This is a genomic window from Tardiphaga sp. 839_C3_N1_4 (genome assembly GCF_051811045.1).
Classification (GTDB): domain Bacteria; phylum Pseudomonadota; class Alphaproteobacteria; order Rhizobiales; family Xanthobacteraceae; genus Tardiphaga.
Window position 1 is genome coordinate 5,962,053 of sequence record NZ_JBPWQD010000001.1, and the last position, 12,389, is coordinate 5,974,441.

Consider the following 12,389-nt stretch of genomic DNA (forward strand, 5'->3'; position numbering starts at 1 on the left):
CAAGGATGGCTGAAACCCGAGGATGGAGACGAACATGACGATCGAAACCGAAACCAATTCCGTGCTGAACAACGTCAAGCAGGCTTTCGCGCCCGTCACCGAGGCGTTCACCAAGCTGCAGAACCTTGAAGTGCCCGAAGCGACCCGTGACTTCGTCAAGCGCGCTGCCGGCACTGCCCAGGAAAAGGCCGCTGACTTCCAGGCCAATTCCGAGAAGGTGACCTCCGCCATCGAGACCGCTGTGTCGAACTCGGTCTCCGAGGCGACCAAGATCAGCCGCAACGTTCAGGACGCGTTCTATGCCGACGTCCAGTCGTTCTTCGCTGGCATCGACAAGCTCGCTTCGGCGAAATCGCTGACCGAAGCCTTCCAGGTGCAGACCGATCTCGTGCGTGCCCATGGCGAAGTTTTGAGCTCGCGCGCCAAGGCGTCGACCGAATATCTCGGCAAGCTCGTGTCGGAAGGCGCCAAGAGCGCGCAGGACAACTTCTCGAAGGCGACGTCGTTCGCCAAGAGCGCCTGATATAGCGAGCGCCTGATCCACACGCGATCAAGCGACATGAATTCGAAAGGCCCGCGCAAGCGGGCCTTTTTTGTTGGTCGTTCAGGCAGAGCAGACCGTGCGTCCCGGCGTCGTAAGCATGCTCACTTGATTGTCACGGTAATCTTGTTCGAGACGATTGGCGGGTTGAAGGGATAATGAGCGCCGTCTCCCAGCACGAGCTGGAGCGTATGTTTGCCGGGGGGCAATTCGATGCGTGCTTCGGTCTGGCCGGCTCCGAAATGGAGATGCGACTTGTCCTGCGGGATCGGCTCCTTGGGATCGAGCGGGTCATTCACATCGATCAGCAAATGATGATGGCCGCTGTTCTGGAAATTATCGCCTGCATGAGTGACACCCATGTTGCGTAAGCCGAAACGACACCAGAACCCGCCCTTGATCACCGCTTTGTCCTGCGGCCACACGAAATAGAGAACTGCATCCTTCGGTGCGGACTTTCCTTGCGCATGGACTGCAAGGGGCGCCATTGACAGCATGGCGGACAACACGATGAGTCCGGTGATCCTCATGACGCAGCCTTTCCTTCGGAGGCGGTCTCAGGACGAAATGGCAATCCGGAAACCGTGGGTCGGATATCGCACATTGGTGTCGTAGCCATCGCGGCTTGCAGGTCGGACGTAACGCGCATCGTTTTTCCAGGAGCCCGATCGAATGACGTGCGAGACGCAGTCGTTCTCGACCCATGGCGCGCCATTCTGCGGGGCACCCTGATAGTTCTTGTGCCAGCAATCCTCTGTCCATTGATTGACGCCGCCACCCATATCGTAGAGGCCGAATGGATTTGGCTTCAGGCTGCCGAGCTTGAGCGGTTGCTCGGCGGCGGCATCCGTGCAGTTCTTGCAATTGGCCATGCCGGGCTGGAGCTGATCGCCCCACCAGTATTTCGTTTGCGTGCCGCCACGCGCGGCATACTCCCATTCAGCTTCGCTCGGGAGCCGGAAGGCTTTTTGCGTTTCCTTCGCGAGCCACGCGACAAACTGCTTGGCATCGGTCCAGCTCACATCCGTGACCGGAATGTCGTCCCGCCCGGTCACCAGAAACGCGCATGCATTCGCAGCAGCGCACGCGTTCCACTCCCGAACCGAGACCGGATACTTGCTGATCGCGAAAGGTTTGATCGTGACCTGGTGGATAGGCTTTTCCGATATGTCGTCATTGCTGCCCATCGCGAAGGTCCCGCCAGGGAGTGGGACCATGACGGGCTCTATGACCGGCTTTGGTGGTGCTGGCGGCGGGGGCGGGGCAGGCGTTACCGCCGGAGCAGGTTCAGGCCGGGCTTGCTTGGCGGCGGGCGCGGGCGCTGATCGGGTGCTTGTATTCCCTGTCTCTTGCGGAGGCGCCGCGGGCGCTGACGCCTGATTGCCGATTTCACCGCGCGGGTAAGCCCTCATGTACCAGACGCCGGCGCCTGCGAGAGCCAGCAGGATGGCGCAAAACGAAACGATCAGAACATGTTCACGCCGCTTCCGCGCCTTGTTGAAGGCCGCCGGATCAGGAAGCACCCGGTAAACGCGCACCGGGTCGGTAATGTTCTTGATCTTGCGATCTCCAAGCGACTCGTAGCCGCAGACGAGCTTGTGCTTGATCTGCTCGTAGATGCCACCCGAGATGTACACTTGGCCGGGGTCGGCGATCCCCTCGAGGCGCGCAGCGATATTGACGCCATCTCCGAAGACGTCATTGGGCTCGATGATCACGTCTCCCAGATTGACGCCAATGCGATATTCGATCCAGGAGCTCTTCGGCAGCGCAGCGTTGCGCCCGATCATGCTTTGCTGAATGACGATTCCGCACCGAACGGCTTCGACCGGACTGTCGAATATCGCAATGAACCCATCGCCGGTCCTTTTGACGAGTTTGCCGTCGTGCTCGGTAATGCTCGGCTCGATGAGGTCACGCTCGATGCGCTTGACGCGCGCATGCGTTTCTTCCTCGTCGAGTTCCATGAGGCGGCTATATCCGCAGATGTCCCCCACAACGATCGCCGCAAGGCGACGCGGCGTTCCGACGCGCGGGGTGGCGGGGTCCTTGCCCCTGCCTGAACTGATGTCACGAATCTCGCCGCGCATGACTTCGCGCCTCTACAACGGACACACGAGGTTCACTAGCCGTTCGGTCGACCGTCATGACGCTACGCCCAACGTCTCGGTCAGACAATTGGCTGAAAACGCTACTTGGCGAATCCCCGAGGAGCCGCGCGGTAGCGAGATGACGAAGTTCCTCGCATTCGCTGTATCGATATACCCGGCGCCGATAGAATACGGCGGCAGCGAAACAGGTTCTCAGTTCACCTGCCGCTCTTTCCCGACCCAATACGGATCGCGCAACTGTCGTCGCAGGATCTTACCCGACGCATTGCGTGGCAATGCTGCGATGAAGTCGATCGTCTTCGGCGCCTTGAATCCCGCGATGCGCTCGCGCGTGAACTTCATCAGGTCGGTTGGGCTGAGCTCCTTGCCGGACTTCAGCACCACCACGGCCTTCACAGCTTCGCCCCATGTATCGTCGGGAATACCGATGACGGCGACCTCCGCCACATCGGGGTGATCGCAGATCGCGCTTTCGACTTCGGCTGGATAGATGTTCTCGCCGCCGGAGATGATCATGTCCTTGATGCGGTCGTGGATGTAGAGGAAGCCGTCCTTGTCGAGATAGCCAGCGTCGCCGGTGCGCAGCCAATTGTCGCGACCCAGCGTGCGCGCGGTGGCGTCCGGCAGATTCCAGTAGCCGACCATATTGGACGCCGAGCGCGTCGCGATCTCGCCGACTTCACCTGTTGGTAGCGGCTTGCCGTCGACATCGAGAATGGCGATCTCGATCCCCGGTAGCGCCTTGCCGGCGGAACGCATGCAGTCGCGGCCCTCGACGTGGTCTTCGGGCGCTAGCACCACGATGGTACCGGTGGTCTCGGTCATCCCGTACATCTGCACGAAGCCGCAGCCGAACACGCTGATGCATTCCTTTAGCAGCGCCGCCGGGATCGGCGATGCGCCGTAGAGAATGTAGCGCAGCTTGCTGAAATCCATCTCACGCGCCCGCGGTTGCCGCACGATGAACTGCATGGCCGCCGGTACCAGGAACAGTTTGCTGATACCGTAGTCGTGGAAGAAATCGAGCACCTTGTTCGGGTCGAACTCTCGCGCGATTACGCCCTTGGCGCCGTGATAGAGCCCGAACACTGCCCAGCCGACGCCCCCGATATGGAACACCGGCATTGCCACCAGCGATACGTCGGTGTCGGTCCAGACGTTCCAGTCCGGGTTCTCATCGGTGCTGCCGATGCGCAGCAGTGACAGGAAATTGTTGTGCGACAGCATCGCGCCTTTCGGCTTGCCCGTGGTGCCCGACGTGTAGAGCTGGATCGCGACATCGTCCTTGGTCATTGTGAGGTTCGGGTCGCGCTCGCTCTGCGCGTCGCGCCAGGCCGTAAAGTCCTGCCACTCGGTTGCGCCGCCTTCCATGGTCATGACGATACGCACGCCCGGCATTTGTGGCTTGAGGCTGCGGACGAGATCGACGAATTCCGGTCCGACGAACAGCACCTGTGCCTTCGCGTCATCGACGATAAAGGCGATCTCCGGTCCGGCGAGCCGCCAGTTCACCGGCGCCGTCACCACCTTGGCCTTCACGGCGCCAATCAGCAGTTCGATGAAGAGGTCGCTGTTCTTGCCGAGATAGGCGATGCGCTCATTGGGCTTGACGCCGAGCGCCATCAGCCCGTTGGCGACGCGATTGGCATTGCGATCGAGTGATCTGTAGCTGGTCTCGCGGCCCTCGAACACCAGCGCAATTGAATCGCCGCGCGTCTGTGCTTGCACGCGAATGACATCGGCCAGCGTGGCCGCTTGCGCAACGGACATGTGTCTCCCTCCCGCAGTTTATTAGTTGCGGCGAGTGTGAGGGCGTCCGGTTGTGCTGACAAGACGGGAAAAGTGCTGCGGTGCGGTGAGACAGATGCCGGGAGGTCGTTCAGCCGACGTTGTGCGTCGTCCTACGCTGTTTTGCAAAATAACGCGCCGGCGGCTCGCCGAAGGCGCGACGAAACATTGCGATGAAGTTGCTGGACGTGGCATAGCCGAGCGCTTCGGCCACATCTGCGACGGGTTCATTAGCGGCCAGCCGTTCCAGCGCTAGCGTGAGACGCGCCTGCTGCCGCCACTGCGTGAAGCCCATGCCGGTCTCCGTCATGAAGATGCGACGTGCCGTTCGTTCCGACAGGCCAGCCCATTCGCCAAGCTCATGCAGCGTGCGCGCGTCATGCGGCCGCCGGATCAGCGCATTGGCGATACGCAAGGCGCGGGTATCCGTCGGCATCGGCAGATGCAGCGGCTCCTGCGGCGCACCGCGGATTTCGTCGAGCAGCACGGCCACGACGCGCGTCTGCGCCGGCGTGAGCCGATCCGCATTCGTCCAACCCGCAGCGCGCCTGACGAGCGCGCACAGCAGATCGCTGACGCCCATGACGCAGGGCTGCGACGGCAATGTCCGGCTCGCGGCCGGCGTCAGGAGCACGCCCCATCCGCTCAGTACACCGCTCAGGGTCACCTTGTGATGGAGCCCGGGCGGCAGCCAGCCGATGCGCTGCGGCGGCAGTAGCCACGAGCCCTGTTTCGTGTGCAGGCGGATCAATCCGCTTTCGATACAGAACAACTGGCCGCGGCGGTGATGATGCCAGTCGAGTTCGCGGGTGCCGAGCCGAAATGCATCACCGGGCTCATCGCTGCCCCAGATAGCGATTGCGGATGGTCCGTCGAGGCGCTCGGTGAGCGAGGTCATGACACCATGCCTTTTCAGAACCGCTCCAGCCTGGCCGGTTCTCATTATTTTGCGTCCGAATGTCGTTAACGGGTTTGAGCGACCGGGTCTATCTCCGCATGCAGATCAACGAACAGTCAGGAGACGACGATGAGCCTCGATAACGGTGCCTTTCTCATTCACGATGTTGCGGCGTTCCCGATCGTGTGGGTCCGGCATGATGAGATCCAGCCGGGAAGTGCGGCGCAGTGGGAGGTCGAGATGGACGATCTCATCGGCCGCAAGCAGCCTTTCGTCGTGATCATGGGCAGTCATCATCACCATGAGGAGGCGCATGAAGATCGCAAAGCGAGGGGGCTTTGGCTCAAGCGCAACAAAGCGACGCTCGCGCTGCTTTGCCGTGCCATTATTGCCGTTGAGCCGAATGCCGTCACACGCGTCCTCGTGGAAGCCCAGTCCGCACTTGTGACGAAGGCGTTCGGCATCAACTCCGCGGTTGTTGCGTCCGAGGACGAGGCCATGAGGGTTGCGCGCGAGCGGTTACAGGCAGCGCGTTGATCAAAAAACAAAGCGAGGCCTCCCGCATGGGAAAGCCTCGCTGCCAGTCGAATTATTTTGCGGCTCTTACCCCCGCTGCGCCTTGTCCTTTTCGTTCTGCGCCTTGATGCTGTCGCGTGCCTGGATCCATTCGGCATCGGACCAGTCGCGCAGCTGATAGAAGTTGCCGCCCATGGCGAGCGCCTGTGCGCCGTCCATGGCGATGGTTTCGCCTGATATCCAGTCGCAGCCGCCGGAGATCAGGAACACCGCGAGGTTCTGCAACTCTTCCATCTTGCCGACGCGGCCCATCGGGTTCTGCGCGCGGGTGCGTGCGCCGGCCTCGTCGCCGGGCTTGATACGCTTGCTCATGCCTTCGGTGGGGATTTCACCGGGCGCGATGGTGTTGAGGCGGATGCCGTAGCGGCCCCATTCGGTGGCCAGCGACATGGTCATGGCATGGATCGCCGATTTGCTCATGGCGGAGGGCACCACATAGGGGCTGCCGTTGCGCACCCAGGTCACCGTGATCGAGACCACATTGCCCGGCACCTTGTCGGCGATCCAGCGCCGGCCGACCGCGTGAGTCATGTAGAACGTGCCGTGCATCACCGTGTTGGCGACCGCGTCGAAGCCGCGCGCCGACAGGTCCTGTGTCCGCGAGATGAAATTTCCGGCGGCATTGTTGATCAGGTCGGTGAGGGGCCCGTCGGCCCAGATGCCTTCGATCATCGCATCGACCGCCGCGGCATCGCGGATGTCGACGCCGTGGCTGGTGACCTTGCCGCCAAATTCCGCCATCAGCTCGGTTGCAGTCTCGTCGCATACAGCCTTGCGGCGACCGCAAATATGCACTTCGGCGCCGAGTTCGAGAAATTTCGCCGCCATCGACTTGCCAAGGCCAGTGCCGCCGCCTGTGACGAGGATTTTCCGGCCTGCGAGAAGCTGCTGATTGAACATGGGAGCCACCTGATTTAAGAGGATGCGGACGGATTAATTAGTTGATTGACTAAATCCCGACAACGCTTTCCTGTAAAGCGACGATAAGAACAAGTCTAGGAAGGAAACCTCCCATGGAAGACCGCATCTCTGTGTCCATGACGGACGGCGTTGCCGATGTTCGGCTGGTCCGCGCGGACAAGATGAATGCGCTGGATGCGGCGATGTTCGCGGCATTGGTCGATACCGCCGAGCGCCTGAGCCGTGAGAAGGGCCTACGCGCGGTGGTGCTGTCGGGCGAGGGTCGGGCGTTTTGCGCCGGTCTCGACATGGGACGATTCGCCGCGATGAACGATAATGGCGGCGACGGTATCGGCGGCGCGCAGAAGCGCGACCTCGCGCTGCGCACCCATGGTCTTTGCAATCACTCCCAGCAGGCCGTGTGGGGCTGGCGTCAATTGCCGGTGCCGGTGATTGCCGCTGTGCATGGCGTCGCCTTTGGCGGCGGTTTCCAGGTGGCGCTCGGCGCCGACATGCGTTTCCTCGCGCCGGACACGCGGATGTCGGTCATGGAAATCAAATGGGGTCTCGTGCCTGACATGGCCGGTACGCCGATCCTCGCCAGCCTTGTGCGTGACGATATCCTGCGCGACCTCACTTACACCGGCCGCATCTTCTCGGCACAGGAAGCCCTGAGCTACGGCCTCGCCACGCGCATCTGCGACGATCCGCGCGCCGCGGCGCTCGAGACGGCGCGCGAGATCGCCGGCAAGAGCCCCGATGCGATTCGTGCCGCCAAGCGCATGCTCAACAATCTGACGGTCGATCCCGGCCCGGCGCTGCTCGCCGAATCCGTCGAGCAGATGAGGCTGATGGGTGGACCGAACCAGACCGAAGCCGTGCGCGCGAATATCGAGAAGCGCGCGCCGAGATTTGTGGACTGAAAAACTTCGTCCTCATCCCGAGAGTCTGACCGAAAATGCGGTTCGTAGAGTCAGCCACGCAGTACATCGTCATGCCCGGCGAATGCCGGGTATCCACGTCTTGGCCAAGTTCTAAGACGTGGATGGCCGGGACAAGCCCGGCCATGACGGAGCTTTGAATTGCTTCGTCGCTGAGAGGCTCCTTGCAATCACGGCTGAGAGCCTCGTTAAAAAAGAACAACAACATCCGGAAACGTATCCATGTCGACAAATTTCCTGTTTCAAGGCGTCATCTCAGGCGATCGCCGCCGCGGCTTTGCCGAACTCACCGAACGCGCGAGCCGCATCGCCGGCGGGTTGTCGCGGCTCGGCGTCAAGCAGGGCGACAGCGTCAGCATCCTGATGCGCAACGACATCGCGTTTATCGAGGCCGCCTATGCGGTGGCGCAGCTCGGCGCTTACGGTGTGCCGGTGAACTGGCACTTCAAGCCGGAAGAGATAACCTACGTCATCAAGGACTCCGGCAGCAATGTCCTGATCGCTCATGCCGATATGCTGCATCAGCTGCGCGAGGCGATCCCGCAAGGCATCGTGTCGCTGAGCGTGCCGACGCCGCCGGAGATCGTCGCCAATTACAAGGTCGATCCTGCACGTCTCGGTACGCCGGTCGGCGCCATCGATCTGGAGAGCTGGCTGACCGAACAGGCGCCCTATGATGGCCCCGCGCTGCCGCAGCCGCACAACATGATCTACACATCGGGCACGACAGGCCATCCGAAGGGCGTGCGCCGTTTCGCGCCGACACCGGAGCAGGCGGCCTCCGCCGATCAGATGCGTGCACGCGTCTATGGCCTCAAGCCGGGCGCACGCGCCTTGCTGCCCGGACCGCTCTATCACTCGGCTCCCAATGCCTTTGCGCTGCGCGCGGGGCGGCTTGGCGGCGCGCTGGTGCTGATGCCGCGCTTCGATCCCGAAGAATTCCTGCGCGTGGTACAGGACGAGAAGATCGACACCATCTTCATGGTGCCGACCATGTTCATCCGCCTGATGAAACTGCCGGAGGATATCCGTAAGAAATACGACATGTCGTCGCTACGCCACATCATCCACGCCGCGGCGCCGTGCCCGGCCGATGTCAAGACCGCGATGATCGACTGGTGGGGCCCGGTGATCTACGAATTCTATGGCTCGACCGAATCCGGCGCGGTGACCTTCGCTAATTCCGAAGATGCGCTGAAGAAGCCCGGCACTGTCGGCAAGATCGCGCCCGGCGCTGAACTGCGCTTCCTCGGCGACGACGGCCAAATCCTGCCGCAAGGCGAGATCGGCGAGATCTATTCGCGCATATCCGGCAACCCGGATTTCACCTATCACAACAAACCCGAAAAGCGCGCCGAGATCAACCGTGACGGCTTCATCACCTCGGGCGATGTCGGCTATCTCGATGCCGACGGCTATGTCTTCATCTGCGATCGCAAGCGCGACATGGTGATCTCCGGCGGCGTCAATATCTATCCCGCCGAAATCGAAGCCGCACTGCATGCCGTGCCCGGTGTGCATGACTGTGCCGTGTTCGGCATTCCCGACGAGGAATTCGGCGAGTCCCTCATGGCGGTGATCGAGCCGCAGCCCGGCGTGGTGCTCGACCTTGCGACGGTGCGCGCGGACCTCAAGAAGGCGCTGGCCGACTACAAGGTGCCGAAGCAGATGGAGATCCAGTCGAACTTGCCGCGGGAAGACTCCGGCAAGATCTTCAAGCGCCGGCTGCGCGATCCCTATTGGGCCAAGGCTGGGCGGACGATCTAGGAGGTCGATGATGCGCGTGGCAATGATTGGAAACAAACTTGCCGCGCAGATCGCGGCGGTCGCTCTCTTGATGATGGCGTTTGCCAGCCCTGCAGTTGCCGTCGATCTTGAGCCTAAGCAGATCCTCGCCCCAAGCGGGAAGCTGCGTGTCGGACTCTATCCGGGAACACCGACGTCTATTCTCGTATCGCAAACCGAAGGCCCGCGTGGTGTCGGCTACGATCTTGGCAAGGAGCTCGCGCGGCAATTGGGCGTGCCTTATGAACCGGTGGTGTTCTCCAGGAATGCCGAGGTTCTCGAAGCGGTGAAGACAGGCGCCGTCGATGCCGCTTTCACCAATGCGTCGGCTGCGCGTGCGAACGACATGGATTTCGGCCCGTCTTATCTGGAAAGTGATCTTGGCTATCTCGTCGCGAAAGAGTCCAGGGTTGCGGGGCCCGATGATGTCGATGTCAAAGGCGTCCATGTCGGCGTCACCGCCGGAAGTTCATCCGATGCGGTGCTGTCGCGCGATTTGAAGAATGCCGAAGTCGTCCGCGTGCCCGCCATCAGGCTTGCGCCCGGCCTGCTGATGGCTGGCAGCATCGATGTGTTCGCTACCAACAAGGCGACACTGTTCGAACTCGCCGAACAGGCGCCGGGGGCGAAGGTGCTGGAGGGACGCTGGGGCGTCGAGCGGCATGCCATCGCGATCCCCAAGGGGCGGGATGAGGGGATGGCATTTGTCCGCAAATTCACCGAGGATGTGAAGGCGCAGGGATTGGTGGATGCGGCCATCGCACGGTCCGGACTGCGCGCTGCGACCACAGCCAAGTAGCACTATCAAGTAGCAACGACACGAGATTGTTGCGCAATATTACAAGAGGGACGACCACCCATGCCCGTGTCTTTACCTGCGCCTATGAAATTGGCCATCGCCACGGCGGCTGCGCTGCTGTCTTTCGCCAGCCCGTCGCTGCACGCCCAGACGTTTCCGAGCAAGCAGGTGACGATCCTCGTGCCCTATGCGGCAGGCGGTGCGGTTGACGTGCTGGCGCGGACCTTTGCACAATCGCTGTCGAAGACCTGGGGCCAGCAGCCCGTGGTGGACAACCGTCCGGGCGCCGGCGGCATCATCGCGTCGCAGGCCCTCGCGAAGTCGCCGCCCGATGGCTATACGCTGATCCTCGTCGCATCGGGCCATCCGCTCAACCAGTTCTTCTATCCGAAGCTGCCCTACGACACATTCAAGGATTTCACCGCGATCAGCGAAGTCGCCTATTCGCCGCTGGCCATCGTGGTGTCGAAGGACAATCCGGCAAAGAATCTGCAGGAATTGCTGGCGCAGGCGAAAGCCAAGCCGGACTCGCTGTCCTATGGCATGTCAGGCAATGGCACCTCGGCGCATCTCGCCGGCGAATTGCTGAACCATATGGCCGGCACCAAGATCGTCTCGATCCCCTACAAGGGCGGTGCGCCGGCGCTCACCGCGGTGATTGCCGGCGACATTCCCATAAGCATCAATCCGCTGCCCGAGATCGTCGGCCAGCTCGAAGGCGGCGCGGTGCGTGCCGTGGCGGTGACGACGGCGACGCGCTCTGCGGCACTGCCCAATGTACCGACGGTCGCCGAATCCGGCGTCGCCGGCTATGATACGGCGGTGTGGTGGGGCTTTCTCGGACCTGCCGGCATGCCGGCCGATGTCGTGGCGAAGATCCATGCGGATCTGGTGACGGCGCTGAAGGATCCGGTGGTGCTGGCGGCGCTGAAGAAGATCGATGCCACGCCGGTCGGTTCCTCGCCCGCAGACTTCGACAAGTTCATGCATGCCGAAGCGGACAAATGGGGGCCGGTGCTGAAGGCGGCAAACATCAAGGTCCAGTAAGAAGCATGACTGAACGTTCGAACCAGTGGCACGTCGGCCTAATCGGCTATGGCGAAGTTGGGCGCATTCTCGCCGAAGACCTGCGCAAGCAGGATATGTCAGTCAGCGCCTATGATCTCAAACTCGACGGCGCAGATGCCGGGCCGTTGCGCGATCATGCCGAGACCCATGGCGTCACGCTCGCATCCTCGCATGCCGATCTCGCCTCACGCGCCGACTTCATCGTCTGCGCTGTTACCGCGAGCCAGACCGTGCCGGCGGCGCAGGCTTGCGTGCCGGGTCTGAAGCCGCAGGCGTGGTTTCTCGATTTCAACTCCGCATCGCCCGGCGCCAAGCAGCGCGCCGCGGCACTCGTCGACGGCGCCGGCGGGCGCTATGTCGAGGGCGCGGTCATGACCTCGATCCCGCCATACCGCATCAAGGTGCCGCTGCTGCTCGGCGGCGCCGGCGCGCGTGATCTCGCGCCGCTGCTCAATGCCATCGGCTTCGATGCGCAAGTCGCCAGCGACAAGCTCGGCGTCGCCTCGGCCACCAAGATGTGCCGCAGCATCATGATCAAGGGCCTCGAGGCCATGGTGATCGAGAGCTTCACCACCGCACGCGCCTATGGCGTCGAGGACGCCGTGATCGCGTCGCTGGTCGAGACGTTTCCATCCATCGACTGGGAGAAGCAGGGCGCCTATTTCTTCCAGCGTGTCATCGAGCACGGCCGCCGCCGCAGCGAGGAAGTCCGCGAGGTCGCCGAGACCGTACGTGAGATCGGGCTCACGCCATGGTCGGCGGAGGGGACGGCCGAGCGGCAGGGCTGGGTCGCCGATCTTGCCGATGACGGGCTATTCGGCACCAAGGGCGAGGCGGGTTTTGCGCGCAGCGCGGACTGGCGCACCGAGGCGGATCGCATTCTCGGCAAGGTCAAGCCGAAGGGCTGAGTTCCGCGACTGGTACGGAGCGCTGCAACTTGATCTTGCGTCGCAGCATGACTTGCGACCAAATGGGGCGCCGG

General features: G+C 62.3%; 12 protein-coding genes. 7 read left to right on the forward strand and 5 right to left on the reverse strand.

Annotated elements, in window-relative coordinates; translation table 11 throughout:
- The first annotated feature begins 34 nt into the window (after window positions 1-34).
- Entirely contained in the window at window positions 35-523 is a 489-nt protein-coding gene (locus tag AB8A38_RS28515; protein ID WP_315843019.1) for a phasin family protein, read from the forward strand.
- A gap of 122 nt (window positions 524-645) precedes the next feature.
- Here the strand turns inward: AB8A38_RS28515 and AB8A38_RS28520 are convergent, their stop codons facing one another.
- The 4 genes from AB8A38_RS28520 to AB8A38_RS28535 all read right to left on the reverse strand — a co-directional run bounded on the left by AB8A38_RS28520 (window position 646) and on the right by AB8A38_RS28535 (window position 5,338).
- Window positions 646-1,071, reverse strand: a complete 426-nt coding sequence (locus tag AB8A38_RS28520; RefSeq protein WP_309948090.1) for a DUF4399 domain-containing protein — start codon at window positions 1,069-1,071, stop codon at window positions 646-648.
- 27 nt (window positions 1,072-1,098) lie between these two features.
- Window positions 1,099-2,631 carry an SUMF1/EgtB/PvdO family nonheme iron enzyme gene (locus AB8A38_RS28525; RefSeq protein WP_439088230.1) on the reverse strand — a complete coding sequence of 511 codons (1,533 nt, stop codon included), beginning with the start codon at window positions 2,629-2,631 and terminating at the stop codon, window positions 1,099-1,101.
- A 213-nt stretch (window positions 2,632-2,844) separates the two neighbouring features.
- A complete protein-coding gene (locus AB8A38_RS28530; protein ID WP_439088231.1) occupies window positions 2,845-4,422 on the reverse strand; it encodes a fatty acid--CoA ligase in 1,578 nt (525 codons plus the stop codon).
- A gap of 109 nt (window positions 4,423-4,531) precedes the next feature.
- Window positions 4,532-5,338 (reverse strand): AraC family transcriptional regulator, encoded by an 807-nt coding sequence (locus AB8A38_RS28535; protein ID WP_315843015.1) that lies wholly within the window; start codon window positions 5,336-5,338, stop codon window positions 4,532-4,534.
- Between the two features lie 129 nt (window positions 5,339-5,467).
- Here AB8A38_RS28535 and AB8A38_RS28540 point away from each other — a divergent pair, with 129 nt between their 5' ends.
- Window positions 5,468-5,875, forward strand: coding sequence for a hypothetical protein (locus AB8A38_RS28540; RefSeq protein ID WP_315843014.1), 408 nt, complete (start codon window positions 5,468-5,470; stop codon window positions 5,873-5,875).
- A 66-nt stretch (window positions 5,876-5,941) separates the two neighbouring features.
- On the opposite strand, the gene AB8A38_RS28545 is transcribed toward AB8A38_RS28540, so the two are convergent.
- Entirely contained in the window at window positions 5,942-6,814 is an 873-nt protein-coding gene (locus AB8A38_RS28545; RefSeq protein WP_315843013.1) for an SDR family oxidoreductase, read from the reverse strand.
- 113 nt (window positions 6,815-6,927) lie between these two features.
- Here AB8A38_RS28545 and AB8A38_RS28550 point away from each other — a divergent pair, with 113 nt between their 5' ends.
- The 5 genes from AB8A38_RS28550 to AB8A38_RS28570 all read left to right on the forward strand — a co-directional run bounded on the left by AB8A38_RS28550 (window position 6,928) and on the right by AB8A38_RS28570 (window position 12,315).
- Window positions 6,928-7,737, forward strand: a complete 810-nt coding sequence (locus AB8A38_RS28550; RefSeq protein ID WP_439088233.1) for a crotonase/enoyl-CoA hydratase family protein — start codon at window positions 6,928-6,930, stop codon at window positions 7,735-7,737.
- A gap of 240 nt (window positions 7,738-7,977) precedes the next feature.
- A complete protein-coding gene (locus AB8A38_RS28555) occupies window positions 7,978-9,522 on the forward strand; it encodes an acyl-CoA synthetase (RefSeq protein WP_439088235.1) in 1,545 nt (514 codons plus the stop codon).
- Window positions 9,523-9,532: 10 nt separating this feature from the next.
- On the forward strand, window positions 9,533-10,339 hold the full coding sequence (locus AB8A38_RS28560) for a transporter substrate-binding domain-containing protein (RefSeq protein WP_439088237.1): 807 nt from the start codon (window positions 9,533-9,535) through the stop codon (window positions 10,337-10,339).
- 60 nt (window positions 10,340-10,399) lie between these two features.
- Window positions 10,400-11,386, forward strand: coding sequence for a tripartite tricarboxylate transporter substrate binding protein (locus AB8A38_RS28565; RefSeq protein WP_439088239.1), 987 nt, complete (start codon window positions 10,400-10,402; stop codon window positions 11,384-11,386).
- Between the two features lie 5 nt (window positions 11,387-11,391).
- Window positions 11,392-12,315: a DUF1932 domain-containing protein gene (locus tag AB8A38_RS28570; RefSeq protein ID WP_439088241.1), complete on the forward strand. Its 924-nt coding sequence runs from the start codon at window positions 11,392-11,394 to the stop codon at window positions 12,313-12,315.
- Window positions 12,316-12,389 lie beyond the last annotated feature (74 nt).